Source organism: Sphingomonas floccifaciens (genome assembly GCF_042681125.1).
GTDB lineage: Bacteria > Pseudomonadota > Alphaproteobacteria > Sphingomonadales > Sphingomonadaceae > Sphingomonas > Sphingomonas floccifaciens.
The window spans coordinates 732,565-748,018 of the sequence record NZ_JBHUFC010000002.1; the positions used below are offsets into that span (position 1 = coordinate 732,565).

Here is a 15,454-nt window from a genome sequence, read left to right on the forward strand (position 1 = left end):
CGCTTACTTCTTCGCCGGCTGCTGCGGGGCCTGCGCAGCGGGGGCGGGGTCGCCCTTCACCTGGACGCGCATGCCCGGCATCATCAGTTTCTGCCAGCCATCGGTGATGACGCGCTCGCCCGTCTTGAGGCCCGACTTCACCAGCCAGTTGCTGCCGACCTGACCGGCCAGCTGAACGGGCCGGGGGGCGGTGGAGCCGTCCGGGTTGGCGATCGTCACGCTTGCCCCACGCTCACCGAACTGGATCGCGCGCGCCGGAATCAGGATGCCGTTGGGCGCCGTGCCGATCGCGATGCGACCGCGGACGAACTGGCCGGGGACCAGCAGTCGCTCGCCGTTGGGGAAGACCGCGCGCAGGACTTGCGTTCCCGTCTGCGGATCGACCGATGGCGCGGCGAAATCGAGCGTGCCGACCGGGCCATATTCGCGGCCGTTGGCCAGCACCAGGCGGACCTCGACCTGCCGCAGCGGCTTCAGGTCGGTCTGGCCGGAGCGCCCGGTCGCCAGCATGTCGAGCAGTGCCGTGTTCGATTCGGTGAAGACGGCGTAGATCGGCGATGGCTGCTCGATCGTCGTCATCAGCGTGCCCTGGGCGGCACTGACCAGCGCGCCCTCGGTCACCTGCGCGCGCCCGACGCGGCCGGAAATCGGCGCGCGAACGGTGGTGTAGTTCAGCTGCAGTTGCGCGCGGGTCAGCGCGGCGCGCGCCTGCGCGACATCGGCCGATGCCGATCGCAACGTCGCCTGCGCTGCGTCATATTCCTGCCCACTGACGGCGCGCTCCTTGATCAGGGGCGCGTAGCGACGGACGACCGACTGGGCATTGGATTGCGCGGCCTGCGCCCGGGCGAGCGTCGCGCGGGCCTGTTCGACCGCGGCGCGAAGGTCGCGCGCGTCGATGCTGAACAGCGGCTGCCCGGCGCGCACGTCGGCGCCTTCGGTGAACAGCCGGCGCTCGATGATGCCGTCGGCGCGGGCGCGCACCTCGGCGGTGCGAACCGCTTCGATACGGCCGGGCAGCTCGACGATATTGGGCACCGTCTGCGTCTGGACGGTGATCGCCTCGACCAGCGTCGGCGGGGGCGGGCCGCCTGCGCCGCCACCGGGCATGCCGCCACCGGGCGGGGCATCGCCACCACTACCGCACGCGGCCAGGGCGAGGAAGGCAAGGATCGAGATCGAGCTTTTGAAGCGGTTCGGCACGGGAAGTCTCCGGGGGTGGCGGCCGGGAAGGGATGTTACGAAGGTCGTGTGACGTCAGGGCGACGCGCGGGTCATAGCGATCATAGCGCCGCGTACGTCCGGCGAGACGTCGGCGACACCGGCCGCCGATCGCATCGTCGACAGCCAGATGCCATCGGCGGCAAGGCGGACGATGCGGCAGGGGACATTGTCATCGGTTGCGGCATGACGCCGGACCTGCCCGTCGACCCAGGCCGCCCAGCGGTCCTGCAACGTCGGATCGGCGATCATCGACAGGCACAGAGCGTGCGAAGACACGGAGTCGCGGATACAGTGCTTGACGAAGACGCCGTTCAGATAGGCGCGGGTGAACCGTCCATACGGTTCGGGGTCTTGCGCCATCTCGGCCTCGATCGACGCTTCGGCGAAGGCGGTCATGCTTTCGAGCACGCCGTCGATCAGCGCGTCCTTTGTCGGGAAATGGTGGAACAGCCCGCCCTTCGTCACGCCCGCCGCGCTCGCCACGCCGTCGATCGTCAGGCGTGCAAGCCCCTTGTCGGCAAGCACCGCCATGGCCGCATCGATGATGGCGGCACGGACCCCTTCAGGGTCCTTCTTGCGTTCATAGGCGGTAGGCGGGCTCAAGCGTTATCGACCATGTACAGTGTGATACCGACCGTCCGGTATCTTTCCAGGACGCTTCGGTCAAGCGGTCTTCGCAAGTGCAGCAAATCACAGGATTTTCGTTAGCCTGCTCGTCAGCGAATCGCGATCAGCGTACCCGTTGCGGTCAATCCGAACATCGCCAGCGTGACGAGTCCGATCAGGATCAGCGGGCGCGATCCCATCTTCATCAGTTGCGGCAGCGGCGAGCGGATGGCGGTGGCGGCGACGGCGGTCGCCAGCAGCGCGCCGGCCGATGTTTCCGCGCCGTGGACCACCGGCAGCGGGATCACACCCGTGGAATTGATCCCCGCTACGACGAAAAAGCCGATGACGAACCACGGCACACCCTGTCCGGCGGCCGCGCGTTCGCTCTTCGGCAGGAAGAGTGCCAGTACCGCGAGGACGGGGGCGAGCAGTGCGACGCGGGTCAGCTTGACGATCGTCGCGATCCGCCCGGCTTCGGCGGAATAGGAATAGCCTGCGCCCAGCGCCTGCGCGACGTCGTGGATCGCGCCGCCGAGCAGGAAACCCGCGCGTCCGTCGGAGAAGCCGGCGGCGTGCGCGAGCATGGGATAGAGGACCATCGCCGCCGCGCTCATCGCCGAGATGCCGATCAGGACGAGGGTCAGTTGCGCCTGGCTGATCCGCCGCGTGCTGAGCGTCGTCGCGACGGCCAGCGCTGCCGAAGCCCCGCAGATCGCGACCGCCCCGCCAACCAACATCCCGAACCAGCGGTCGTACCCCAGCCACCGCGCGAGCATCACCGCGATCATCATGGTGCTCGCGACGACGACGACGATCGCGCACAACGCGGGCAGCCCGAGATCGGCGATCTGCCCCAGCGTCACGCGCGCACCGACAAGGACGATCCCCCAGCGCAAAAGGTCGCGTGATGCGAAGCCGAGCCCGGCGTGCAGCCTCTTGTCTGCCGACAGAAAATTGAGCGCGAGGCCGATCAGCAGCGCCATCAGTGTCAGCGGCGCACCATAGCGGTCGGACAGAAACCCCGCCGCCAGCATCGCCGCAACGACCAGCGCCAGACCGGGCAGATGTTCCCGCCATCCGACCCGCGGTCCTTCGACGATATCGCCGAACAGGTCGGCGGCCATGGGGAAGGGGCGGGTCGTTTCGGTCACGACCCGCCCGCTACCATGACTTAGCAGCTTTTGGCAGGGGAAGATGGCCGAGCCCGAACGCGGTCAACCGCCTATGCTTCGGCCGGGCGTTGGCGGAAGGCGTCGAGATCGATCCCGTGCCGCGCCACCTTGTCGTAGAAGGTCTTGCGCGGGATGCCGAGGTCGACGAGCGCGGCTGCGACCCGGCCGCGGTGATGGCGCAGCGCGGCCTCGATCAGATCCGCCTCATATGCGGCGACACGGGTGGGAAGGTCGGCGTCCGACGGGACGCGCGCGACTTCGGTGCCGAGGCCCAGGACGCTTTCGAACGCGAAATTGCGCAGCTCGCGGACGTTGCCGGGCCAGTCGTGCTCGCGCAAATGTCGACTGGCGGCGTCGGTCAGCGTGAAGTCCGGGCGACCGAGCTGCGCCTTCGCCTCATCGACGAAGGCCGCGAACAGGCGGAAGATGTCGCCGTCGCGCTCGCGCACCGGTGGGATTGGCAGGCGGACGGTGTTCAGGCGGTAGAATAGGTCGGCGCGGAAGCCGCCCGCAGCGACGGCGGCGGCCAGGTCGGTCTTCGTCGTCGCGACGATGCGCAGGTCGACCGCGATCGGGCGGGCCTCCCCGATCGGCTGCACCTCACGCTCCTCCAGCACCCGCAGCAGGCTGGCCTGGATCGTGAGCGGCATGCTGTCGATCTCGTCGAGCAGCAACGTCCCGCCGCTCGCCGCCACGATCTGCCCGTCGCGCGACAGGCGGGTGTGGGGAACGCTGTCGGCGGCGTGACCGAACAGGTCGAACTCGGCGAGCCCGTCGATGAGCGCACCGCAGTTGACCGCGACGAACGGCCGGCCCCGCCGCGGCCCCATCCGGTGCAGCAGGGTCGCGACCAGCTCCTTGCCCGTGCCCGTCTCTCCCTCGATCAGCACGTCGATATCGGCGGCAGCAAGTTGCGCGATCGTCGCGCGCTGGCGGACCATCGCCGCACTGTCGCCGATCAGGGGGCTGCCGGCCTGCGCCGCTTCGGCTTCGCTGCGCAACCGCCGGTTCTCGACCACCAGCAGCCGGCGCTCGATCGCGCGGTCGATGCTGGCGGTCAGATGGTCGACCGCGAACGGCTTGGTGAGGAAGTCGAAGGCCCCGCGGTGGAGTGCGGACACCGCCATCGCGACGTCGCCGTGGCCAGTGATGAGAATGATCGACAGGTCGGGGTCGGCGGCGTGGACGGCGTCCAGAAACGCGAAACCGTCCATGCCCGGCATCCGGATGTCGGAGACGATGGCGCCGGCGAAATCTGCTGGGATCGCCGTCAGCGCCGCGCGGGCGTCGGCATGGGCGATGACGGTATAGCCGGCCAGCTCCAGCGCCTGCGTCGTCGCGGAACGCAGCGCCTCATCATCCTCGACGAAGATCACCTCGCTCATGGCGTCACCGCCAAGGTGAGGGCGAAATGCGCGCCCGGGCCATCTGGCAGCAGTGCGAGGTCGCCGCCGAATTCCCGCGCGATATCGCGCGCGATCGCCAGGCCAAGGCCAAGACCGGCGGGCTTACCGGAGGTGAAGGGTGTGAACAGCGCGTCACGGATGCCGGGATCGACGCCGGAGCCGGTGTCGGCCACCGTGAGTGTCATTCGCGCCTCTTCGCGGACGGCGCTGACGGTGATCCGGCCATCGGTCTCCCCGATCGCGTCGAGAGCGTTCTGGATCAGGTTGACCAGGATCTGCTCGATCCGCACGCGGTCACCGACCAGGCGCACCGCGCGGGTATCAGGATCGGTGTCTACCGCGATCCGTCCGCGCGCGCGTTCTCCGATCAGGATCAGCGTGCCGTCGAGGATGTCGCCCAGCGTCGCCGTTCCGCCGGCCGGCGTGCGCTTGCGGGCGAAGCCGCGCAATTCGGCCTTGATCGTACCGATGCGGTCGGCGAGCGCGACGATCCGGCCGAGATTGTCGCGCGCCGCATCCTCCGCGCCGCGGTCGAGCAATATCGTACCGTTCTCGGCAAAGGTTCGGATGGCGGCAACCGGCTGGTTGATTTCATGCGCCACCCCGGCCGTGATCTGGCCGAGCGTGCCGAGCCGGTTGGCCTGCGCCAGTTCCTCCCGCGCGGCGCGATAGCGGCGGTCGGTGGCCACGCGCTCCTCGGACTCGATCCGCAACCGTTCATTGGCGTCGCGCAGATCCGCGGTGCGCGCGGCGACCTGCTGCTCCAGCCGGGCATGCGCTTCGCGCTGCAACCGCCGCCGCTCGGCCCCGCGAACGACGACCGCGCCGACGACGCCGGCACAGAGCAGCGCGCCGAACCCCCAGAGTAACGCGAGTGTACGGGCGGAGGAGAGGGCTGGCGCGAAGGGCGTCAGGTGGATGAGCCGGGCTCCGGCGATGGGGGCAGGGACGATGCCGATACGATAGCGGTCGCCTCCCGCGACGGCGATGCTGCCGGAGATGACCAACGGGGCGGGCAGGGGGGCGGCGGCACCGAACTGGAGCGTGCGGCGGGCGGCGGCGGCGACGGCCGGTGCGACCGGGCCGATCGAGCGGAAGCGCCAGTCGGAGCGGCTGGTGATCAGGACGACATTCTGCGGCCCCACGACGAAGCTCGCGCCGCTCGCCCGCGCCCATGCCGCCTCAACCGCCTCGAATTCCACCTTCACCACGACGACGCCGAGTGCGCGTCCGCCCTCGTCGACGCGCCGGGCCAGGTAGAAGCCGGGGCGACCGCTGACTGTTCCGAGCGCGAACAATTCGGACGCGCCGCGGCGCATGGCGTCGCGAAAATAGGGGCGAAAGCTGTAGTTCTGGCCGACGAAGCTGGTCGGCGCGCGGTAATTGCTCGATGCGACGGTGCGTCCGGCCGTGTCGATGACGTACAGATTGGCCGCGTCGGTGCGGGCGACAAGCTGTTCGAGCCGCGCATCGAGGCGGGCCTGTGCCGGTTGCGACCCCGACAGGGCAGCACGGACATCGGGGAACTCCACCAGCACCAGCGGCAAAAGGCGAAACTTCTGTAACTCGCTGGCGAGCAGCGCTGCATGACCACGCGCCGTCGCCAGCGCGATTGCATCGGTGGCCCGCGTCGCCTGCGCGCGCGACCAGCGGTCGCCGGCGAACGTCGCCACGGTAAGAACGACCAGCGCGACGACCAAGGGGGCGATCCAGCGGGGAGCGTGACGACTCGGCATCTGTGCGGAATATCGCACAAACCGGTCTATACGCATGTCTTTTTACACGCGCATTTCGGTCTGCATCTCGTACTAAAGGCGCGATAAAGCGTTATCTGTCAGTAGGTTACGCGTATTGACGCATCGGTTTGCGCCTGCTTTCCCGGTCACGATACACCTAGTGACGAGCCGCCGTGCACAGACACGCGTCAGTCGAGAGGATGTATGATCGCGATTCCAGACCGCTCACCGGACGCCGAGACGCTCCGCAAGGTCCCCTTTTACCGCCATCTCTACGTCCAGGTCCTCGTCGCCATCGCGCTCGGCGTGACATTGGGTGCCGTCTGGCCCGAAACGGGCGCGGCGCTCAAACCGCTGGGCGACGGCTTCATCAAGCTGGTGAAGATGGTGATCGCGCCGGTCATCTTCCTGACCGTCGTCACCGGAATCGCCGGGATGCGCGAGTTGACCGCGGTGGGCCGGGTCGCAGGCAAGGCCTTCGCCTATTTCCTCTTCTTCTCGACTCTGGCCCTGATCGTCGGCCTGGTCGTCGCCAACGTCGTCCAGCCCGGCGCGGGGATGAACGTCGATCCCGCCACGCTGGATAGCAAGGCGATCGCCGACTATGCGCACAAGGCGGAAGAGACGTCGCTGATCGCCTTCCTGCTTGACATCATTCCGACGACGATCCCCTCGGCACTGACCGACGGATCGATCCTCCAGACGTTGTTCGTGGCCATCCTGTTCGGTATCTCGCTAAGCCTGGTCGGCAAGCCGGCGGAACCCGTCTTCGACTTTCTCGAGCGCGTCACGCTCGTCGTCTTCCGCCTGGTCGGGATCCTGATGAAGGCCGCTCCGATCGGTGCGTTCGGGGCGATGGCGTTCACCATCGGCAAATACGGAATTGCCAGCCTGGCGAACCTCGGCGCGCTGGTCGCGACCTTCTACCTGACCTCGCTGATCTTCGTGCTGGGCATCCTGGGCGCAGTGGCGTGGCTGCACGGTTTCTCGATCCTGAAGCTGATCGCCTATCTAAAGGCCGAACTGCTGCTGGTGCTGGGCACCTCGTCGTCCGAAGCGGCATTGCCCAGCCTGATCGGAAAGCTGGAGCGCGCCGGTTGCGACAAGGGTGTCGTCGGGCTGGTCGTCCCGACCGGCTATTCCTTCAACTTGGACGGCACCAACATCTATATGACACTGGCGGCGCTGTTCATCGCGCAGGCGACGGGAATCGACCTAAGCTGGGGCGAGCAGGCCGCGCTGCTGGGTGTCGCGATGCTGTCGTCGAAGGGCGCGGCGGGCGTGACCGGGGCGGGCTTCATCACGCTGGCCGCGACGCTCAGCATCGTACCCTCGGTCCCGGTCGCGGGCATGGCGCTGATACTGGGCGTCGACCGCTTCATGAGCGAGTGCCGCAGCCTCACCAACTTCACCGGTAACGCGGTCGCCGCGATCGTGGTCGCGCGCTGGGAAGGCAAGCTCGACCGCGCGCGACTGGACGAGGTGCTCAACAACCGCCGCGTGTCCGATGCCGAAACGATCGACGAAGACGATGCGCTGGTGACCGTGCCCGCCGCCTGAACCCGATCACCGACTACCTATCGCCGACCGGCGATCACCGACTGCCGACTACCAAAACAGAATATAAATCGAGGGAGAGATCATGACCAAGACGACAGCCGCATTGCGTGCGGGCTCGGCGCTGCTCGCGCTGGTGACCGCCGGCATCGCCAGCGCTCAGACGACCCCGCCGCAGACCGCGCCGGAGAATGTGCCCGGCATCGCCGCGAGTCAGGACGAGGACAGCCCCGCGCAAACCGAACAGGACATCGTCGTCGTCGGCACGCAGATCCGCGGTGCCAGCACCACCGCCGCGCTGCCCGTCACGGTCGTCGACGCCAACCAGATCGAGGCGACCGGCGCCCTCAGCGGCGACGAACTGTTCCGCGCGATCCCACAAGCCGGTGACGTCACCTTCAACGAAGCGAACAATCCGCAGACGTCGAACGCGGCGCGTGGCGACGTCAATTCGATCAACCTGCGCAACCTGGGCGTCGGCAACACGCTGGTGCTGTTGAACGGCCGCCGCCTGGTCCAGCATCCCACCAGCCAGGCCGGCGACGGCAATGTCCCGGTGCTCGGCTTCAATTCGAACGCCCTGCCGGTCGCCGGGATCGAGCGCCTGGAGATCCTGCGCGACGGCGCCGCAGCCATCTACGGCGCGGATGCGGTCGCAGGCGTCGTCAACACGGTGACCAAGGGCAACGTCAACGGCGGGCAGGTCGACCTGCGCTATGGCGGCGCGGAGGGCACGCATCGCCGCGAGTTCCAGGCGACTGGCCTGCTCGGTACCGATTTTGCCAGCGGGCAGGGCAATGTCTCGGTCTACGCCGACTACACCCGCCGCACCGCGCAATTGGCGGAGGACCAATATTACACCGCAACGGACAATCTGCTGCCCTATTTCGCGAACGATCCCCGCTTCGCCGGCAACCTGACCGCTGACGGCCGTGCGACGCAGAGCCCGTGGGCCAACCTCGCCGTCGTCAACGGGCCTGGCACGATCCGCCGCAATCCGGGCAATACCGCGCTCACGTCATCGGCCGGCGCGTTCCACACTCAGTCGATCCTCAACCCCGGCTGTGCGGTGACGCTGAACGCGGAAACCTGCCTCGGCAGCGGAACCCGCGCTACCGCCTCGACCTTGCGGTCGGAGCGGTTCGACACCCGGCCGGGCACCACCGTCGCGCCGTCGATCCACCGCTTCAACAGCTTCCTGTCGGCGCATTACGACGTCAGCGACAGCCTGACGCTCTATACCGAGATCGGCTATTACCGCGCCGGTACGACGCGCATCCAGCCGCCGACGATCAACCTGAACGCGATCGTCGTGCCGGCATCCAACTATTGGAACCCGTTCGGGCCGGTGACTTTCGCCAACGGGACGGCAAACCCGAACCGCGTGTCCGGCCTGACCAACGTCCCCGCCGCCGGCCTGCCGGTGCGCCTGTCGACCTATCGCTTCGTCGATGCCGGCTATCAGCGGGTCAACGTCGATAACTGGCAGTCGCGCTTCCTGGGTGGTGCGCGTGGCAAGATCGGCAGCTTCGATTTCGATACCGCGATCCTTTATTCCGAAGCGCAGGCGACCGACGTGTCGAACGCGATCAACATGACGAAGCTGCAACAGGCGTTGTCGCTGTCGACCCCGGACGCGTACAACCCGTTCTCCGGCGGCTGTTCGGCCAGCCCGTCGCTCGGGGATTGCACGCCGTCGTCGCAGGCGACCATCGACAGCTTTACCTTTGATCTTGCCCGCCGGTCGAAGACCACGCTTGCACTGGCCGATTTCAAGATGTCGCGCGCCGATCTGCTGGCGCTCCCCGGCGGCAATCTGGGCGTCGCGTTCGGGATCGAGGGGCGACGCGAGACCCAGGCCGATATCCGCGACGACAATTTGAACGGCACGATCCATTTCGTCGATTCGGTGACCGGCGAGCGCAATCTATCCAACGTCGCCGCGGTCAGCCCGACGCCGACGACGCGCGGTCAGCGCACCGTCTTCTCGGCCTTCGCCGAACTTGCGGTGCCGGTGATCTCGCCGGAGATGAACATCCCGCTCGTCCAGCGTGTCGATTTGCAGATTGCCGGGCGGTACGAGCATTACAGCGACTTCGGATCGGTCGCGAAGCCCAAGATCGCTGCCGCCTGGGACCTGACCAACGGCTTCCGCATCCGCGGGTCTTGGTCGCAGGGCTTCCGCGCGCCGAACCTCGAACAGACCAACACGGTGCAATATTCACGGCTTGGCTCGAACACCGACTTCTACCGCTGCGAAGCCGACCTGCGCGCCCGCCGGATCGCCAATTTCGGGGCGTGCGGGCGTAACGTCAGCTATTCGATCTTCATCGCCGGCAACCCGGATCTGAAGCCGGAGGAAAGCACCAACTGGTCGGCGGGCGTCGTCCTGCAACCCGACTTCGGCAACCCCAAGCTCGGCAAGCTCACGATCACCGCGGACTATTGGTCGATCCGGCAGGAGGGGATCGTGGGTCAGTTCGGTCCGCAGAACGCGCTTGTGCTCGACTATCTGTTGCGTCAGCAGGGATCGTCGAACCCGAACGTCATCCGTGCCGCGGTGACGGCCGACGATACGCCGCTTTTCACCGGGACCGGCCTCGCTGCAGCTGGCGTCGTGACCCAGATCAACGACCAATTCACCAACCTGCAGCCGCAGACGGTCGAGGGCCTGGATCTGGGCCTGTTGTACAATGTCCGCACCGACATCGGGAAGTTCGACTGGTCGGTGAATGCGGCGCACCTGATAAAGTTCAGCCGAGATACGCCGCCGGGCGTGACCGAGCTGTTCGATGCGCGCGCCGCCGGTACGATCAACGCCGCGACCCCGCTGACCGATGCGACCGACCTGATCGAACAGCGCGGCCGGCCGAAGTGGCGGCTGACCAGTTCGCTGACGTGGAGCCTCAAGCGGTTCCAGGTCGGCGGCTTCGTGAACTATGTGGCCGACGTCGACGACACCGGGTTCCTCGACGTCAACGGCCAGCCGTACGTCGTGAAGGGGCAGGCGACGGTCAACCTCTATGCGCAATACCGGTTCAAGGGCGGCGTGCTCGACGATACCCGTTTCCGCATCGGCGCGCGAAACCTGTTCGACGTTCAGCCGCCGATCACGGCTGACGGCTATCTTGGCTCGCTCTATTCGCCTTATGGTCGCTATCTCTACGCGACAATCAGCAAGAGGTTCTGACGTGAAGACTGTCCTTCTCGCCCTGGCGGCCGTCGCGGTTGCCACCCCCGCCACCGCCCAGGTCGCGCCCCCGCCGGCGCGACCGGCGTCGGCGGCGCCTGCGCGCACGATCCTGTTCATCGGCAACAGCTTCACGCAAGGCGCGCACTCGCCGGTCCGAAACTATCGCGCGGGGACGGTGACCGACCTGAACGGCGACGGTTATGGCGGGGTTCCGGCGCTGTTCAAGCTGTTCACCGAACAGGCCGGGCTGAACTATGCGGTCAGCCTGGAGACGCAGGGCGGGCGGTCGCTCGGCTTCCACCTGACCGAGCGCGCGGCGCGGTTCAATCGGCCGTGGGACGTGGTCGTGCTGCAGGAATATTCGACGCTCGACCGGCGGCGCCCTGGCGATCCGGCCGCCTATATCCGGGACGCGGGCACGCTCGCGGCAATGTTCACGCGTGCGAACCGCAATGCCGAGGTGTTCCTGATGCCGACCTGGAGCCGCGCCGACCAGGTCTGGCGCAGCGGCAGCCCCTGGTCGGGAACGCCGGTCAACAAGATGGCCGACGACCTGTTCACCGCGGCGATGCGCGCCAAGGCGGCCTCGCGCGACATCGACGGGATCATCCCGGTCGGCCTGGCATGGAACCGGGCGTTCTCCACCGGCGTGGCGGACCCGAACCCGTATGACGGCGTCGCCTTCGGCCAGCTCGATCTCTGGTCCTACGACCAATATCACGGGAGTACGGCGGGCTATTATCTCGAAGCGCTGACCGTATTCGGCCGCATCACCGGCCTCGACCCGCGGACGTTGGGGCCGAACGAGCGGGGCGCTGACGAGCTTGGCCTGTCGAATGCGCAGGCGAGCGCGTTGCAGCGGATCGCTTACGAGACGTTGCAGGCTGAAGGGCGACGGTAAAGCCGTCGGTGCCCCCGCGAAGGCGGGGGCCCAGGGCCACGAGCGAGACTGCCTGTGGCCCTGGGCTCCCGCCTGCGCGGGTGCACGGAGGCTTAAAAGCCGAACCGCACCGTCGCGCGGATGTCGCGGCCCGACAGCGGCGCGAAATCCTTCAGCACGCTGGTGTGGCGGCGCGTCAGCTGGTCGAAGATGTTGTTCGCGCTCAGCATCAGCGTCGTACGGTCGTTGTCGAACGGCTTGAACGACAGCGACGCATTGACCAGCGTATAGCCATCGGTCGGCGTCTCGAACGCGGCGATGCGGTCCTGCTCGAACACATGTTCGACTTCCGCTCGCGCGGTCAGTCTCGGTCCCTGCGCTTCGATCCCGCCGAGCACGCGCAGCGGCGGGATGCGCGGGATCGGGCCGCTGTTCTTAACGGTCGCGCGGACATAATCGCCCAGCACATCGGCGTTGACCGCATAGGACCCGATCTGCGCGACGCGGAACGACGCGTCCGCCTCGAACCCGTAATAGCGCGCATCGGCCTGCGCATAGGCGAAGCAGGGCAGGTCGACGTCGCGTCCCGAAGGCGCGGCGGCGGCTTCGCAGACACCCTGATCCGTCTGGTTCTCGAAGATATAGTTGCTGAACCAGCTATGGTAGGCCGACGCGTCGAAGCTGAAGCCGTCGCCATGGGCGTGCAGCGTCGCCTCCAGCCCCCATGCCTTTTCGGTGCGGAAATTGGCGTTACCCAGCTCATAGGCCTGGGTGCCCGCATGCGGGCCATTGGCGAATAGTTCCTCTGCCGACGGAGCGCGGGCGGTGCGCGACCCGTTGATGCCGATACGCACGTCCGGCGCGATCTCGACCGACGCGCCGAGCGAGCCCGACAGCGTCTCGAACTTGCGCGCGCCCGAGAAGAAGCGCTGGTCGCCGGCGACGACGCGGGTGTCGTGGTCGGTCAGCTCGTAACGCAGGCCGCCTTCCGCCCTGACGCCGCCGAGGTCGAACTGTTGGAGCGTGAACAGGCCGACCTGATTGGTCTCGGCCTTGGGAATAAAGGCTTCGTCGCCGACCGCCTGGAAGACGCGGTTGTAATATTGGACACCGGTCGCGCCCTGCCAGCCGCCGCGCTTCGCCTGAACCAGTTCGAGGCGCCCTTCGGTCCCCTTGTTGTAGAAGGCGGTTCCGACCTCGCCGCTCGGCTCCAGTTCAAAATGGCGATAATTGGCGTGGCCGGCGCGCAGGCGGATACGGTCGAGGAAGCCGCCGCCGGTCTGCACCTCGGCACGCAGGTCAAACCGGTTCTGGACGACGTCAAGACGCGGCGCTTCCTGCTCCTGCCCGACCTCGGTCGCATAGCGGATCGGCACGCCGTAGAGGCTATCGTAATGGCCGTAGGAGATGCCGAGCATGCCGCTATCGGTGATCAGAGAGGCGCCGACGCCGGCCGTCCATGTCTCGGCGGCGGTGTTCGGGATGCGACCGCGCAGGTTCGCGCTGCCGGCGAAGTCGATCGGGTCTTCGTCCGGATCCTGCGGGCGGCCGACCTGCGACAGTGCGGCGGCGCGCGCGGCCGGGCTCAGCAGATAGCCACGGCCGATGCGCATGTCGCCGGTCTTGAGATACGAGCCATCCGCGTGCAGCACGAACTTGTCGCCCAGCGCCACATCACCGGCGGCGCCACCCGATCGTTCGTCGGCAGCGCTGCCATAGGTCGCACGGCCATCAACCTTGAAGCCGTTCTCCGGCATCCGGCGCGGAATGCGCGTGTCGATGACGTTGACAACGCCACCGACCGCCGACGATCCGAAGAGCAGGGCGGAGGGGCCGCGCAGCACCTCGATCCGCTCTGCCAGCAACGGGTCGATGATCACGGCGTGATCCACCGACGTGTTCGACACGTCGATCGAACCGATGCCGTCGGTCAGCACGCGTACGCGCTCACCCTGGAAGCCGCGCAGGATCGGGCGCGACGCATTGGGGCCAAACGAAGTCGCCGACACGCCGGGTTGGCGCGCCAGCGTCTCGCCGATCGTCGAGCGGAGTTCGCGGGTCAGTTCCTCGCCGGTGACGACCGACGTGCCTTGCAGGACGTCGCGCTCACTCGTCAGCACGGGGGCGGTGACGATAATTTCGTTGCGGGCGGTCGGCGTGGTCTGCGCCATCGCGGGCGCGGCGAGGACGAGCGGAAGGGCGGTGGCTAGAGTGAAACGGGACATGACGACCTTTCGAACGTGAATTCCGCGTCGCCGTTACGCGCTACGTTACAACGTATCAACCGCGAAACGAACGCGGCCCGGCGGTTTGTCCCGCCAGGCGTGCGGTTCGTTGATCAGGTCGCCGGCCTTACCCCCGTGTCAGGCTGTCGAGATATTCCTCCAGGTTCGTCCAGCCGTTGCCGTTGCGGTCGGCGTTGCCGTCCTCGGCCTTGCGCGGGTCGAGCCCGTGTGCGCGTTCCCACGCGTCCGGCATGCCGTCACCGTCGCTGTCTTTCGCTGGCGCGCGCGTCCGGAGCATCGGCCAGCCGCCCATATCGTGCTGACTGTCGATGATTCGCCCCGCGCCCGACCGGACGCCCGCGACGACGGCGGCGTCGATCGCGTCGCGCGCCTTCGATGCGCCTGCCCGCGCGAGAACGGCGTCGAGCGGCTTCGCGTCAGCAGTAACCGGGGCCACGTCGATCGGGCCGGCTAGCTTCCAGCCGGGTGCGATCGTGCCCGTTACCAGCGTCATCTGGTCGGCCGGCTTGGTGCCTGCCATCGAATTCCCGTCGAACCAGCCCTTCGCCAGTACGTTCGACTCATCGAAGGCGAACGCGCCCTTACTGTCGGGGCCGAGCAGATAGACGTTGTCGATGAAATTATACCGGACGATCGCGGCCTTGTCGGCGTCGTACCCAGAGTGCGACCCACCCCAATTGTAGAAGACGTTCGACCGGAAATCGAAGGTCGCGCCTTCGGGATCGATATCCGGTCCGTCATAATTGCCCGGACGCGGCATGCGGGCGATGTGGTTGGCCCAGAGGTTGTGATGCCAGCTCGCCTTCGCGCCGCGGCCGCCGCGGATCAGGCTGCCATAGCCGTGTTCGCCCTTCACATGACCCGATTTGCGCAGCGAATTGGCGATGATCGACCATTGCACGGTCAGATCGTACCAGCCCTGGTCCGGGTCCTTGTAGTTGGCGGACGCCGACAGCGACTCGTCGATCGACCAGCTGGCAGAGACATGGTCGAGGATGATCCGCCGCCCCTTGGTGACGGTCATCGCATCCTCCTGGCTCTTCGACACATTGCCGAGGCGCGAGCGGATGTAGCGGATGACGACGTCGTCGGCGGCGACGACCAGGCTGTGGTCGCGCAGGGTGATGCCGTCACCCGGAGCGGTCTGGCCGGCGATGGTGATGCGCGGTTCGCGGATCTTGAGTTCGGATGCGAGCGCGATCGTACCGGAGATGTCGAACACGACCGTCCGCGGCCCCTTCGCCTCCACCGCGGCGCGCAGCGAGCCGGGGCCGGAGTCGGCCAGCGTGGTGACCTTGATGGCCCGGCCGCCGCGTCCGCCTTGAGCGAACCGGCCCGCGCCTTCTGCGCCGGGGAAGGCGACGACGGCCTGCGGGGCGGCGAGGCTGAGCAGGAACAGCGGGATCATGACGGGCCTCTCCAATATCTTGT

Annotated in this window: 10 protein-coding genes; 3 read left to right on the forward strand and 7 right to left on the reverse strand. The window is 67.4% G+C overall.

Annotated features, from left to right (window positions below; genetic code table 11):
* Window positions 1-3: 3 nt before the first annotated feature.
* From ACFSC3_RS06250 to ACFSC3_RS06270, 5 genes are all read right to left on the reverse strand, one after another.
* The gene (locus tag ACFSC3_RS06250) at window positions 4-1,203 is read right to left on the reverse strand and encodes an efflux RND transporter periplasmic adaptor subunit (RefSeq protein WP_380939529.1); all 1,200 of its coding nucleotides are present in this window, start codon (window positions 1,201-1,203) and stop codon (window positions 4-6) included.
* A gap of 54 nt (window positions 1,204-1,257) precedes the next feature.
* Window positions 1,258-1,827, reverse strand: coding sequence for a TetR/AcrR family transcriptional regulator (locus ACFSC3_RS06255; RefSeq protein ID WP_380939530.1), 570 nt, complete (start codon window positions 1,825-1,827; stop codon window positions 1,258-1,260).
* A gap of 113 nt (window positions 1,828-1,940) precedes the next feature.
* Window positions 1,941-2,957 (reverse strand): YeiH family protein, encoded by a 1,017-nt coding sequence (locus ACFSC3_RS06260; RefSeq protein ID WP_380939678.1) that lies wholly within the window; start codon window positions 2,955-2,957, stop codon window positions 1,941-1,943.
* A gap of 98 nt (window positions 2,958-3,055) precedes the next feature.
* Complete coding sequence (locus ACFSC3_RS06265; protein WP_380939531.1) at window positions 3,056-4,390, reverse strand: sigma-54-dependent transcriptional regulator; 1,335 nt, start codon at window positions 4,388-4,390, stop codon at window positions 3,056-3,058.
* Window positions 4,387-6,147 carry a sensor histidine kinase gene (locus ACFSC3_RS06270; protein WP_380939532.1) on the reverse strand — a complete coding sequence of 587 codons (1,761 nt, stop codon included), beginning with the start codon at window positions 6,145-6,147 and terminating at the stop codon, window positions 4,387-4,389. Before ACFSC3_RS06270 ends, ACFSC3_RS06265 begins: the two co-directional genes overlap by 4 nt.
* Window positions 6,148-6,351: 204 nt before the next feature.
* Here ACFSC3_RS06270 and ACFSC3_RS06275 point away from each other — a divergent pair, with 204 nt between their 5' ends.
* The 3 genes from ACFSC3_RS06275 (at window position 6,352) to ACFSC3_RS06285 (ending at window position 11,798) form a co-directional block, all read left to right on the forward strand.
* Window positions 6,352-7,707, forward strand: coding sequence for a dicarboxylate/amino acid:cation symporter (locus ACFSC3_RS06275; RefSeq protein ID WP_380939533.1), 1,356 nt, complete (start codon window positions 6,352-6,354; stop codon window positions 7,705-7,707).
* 82 nt (window positions 7,708-7,789) lie between these two features.
* A complete protein-coding gene (locus ACFSC3_RS06280; RefSeq protein WP_380939534.1) occupies window positions 7,790-10,894 on the forward strand; it encodes a TonB-dependent receptor domain-containing protein in 3,105 nt (1,034 codons plus the stop codon).
* A gap of 1 nt (window position 10,895) precedes the next feature.
* Window positions 10,896-11,798 (forward strand): DUF4886 domain-containing protein, encoded by a 903-nt coding sequence (locus tag ACFSC3_RS06285; RefSeq protein WP_380939535.1) that lies wholly within the window; start codon window positions 10,896-10,898, stop codon window positions 11,796-11,798.
* Between the two features lie 92 nt (window positions 11,799-11,890).
* On the opposite strand, the gene ACFSC3_RS06290 is transcribed toward ACFSC3_RS06285, so the two are convergent.
* Both ACFSC3_RS06290 and ACFSC3_RS06295 read right to left on the reverse strand, forming a co-directional pair.
* On the reverse strand, window positions 11,891-14,002 hold the full coding sequence (locus ACFSC3_RS06290) for a TonB-dependent receptor (protein ID WP_380939536.1): 2,112 nt from the start codon (window positions 14,000-14,002) through the stop codon (window positions 11,891-11,893).
* 127 nt (window positions 14,003-14,129) lie between these two features.
* Window positions 14,130-15,431, reverse strand: a complete 1,302-nt coding sequence (locus ACFSC3_RS06295; RefSeq protein ID WP_380939537.1) for a pectate lyase — start codon at window positions 15,429-15,431, stop codon at window positions 14,130-14,132.
* Window positions 15,432-15,454: the final 23 nt, after the last annotated feature.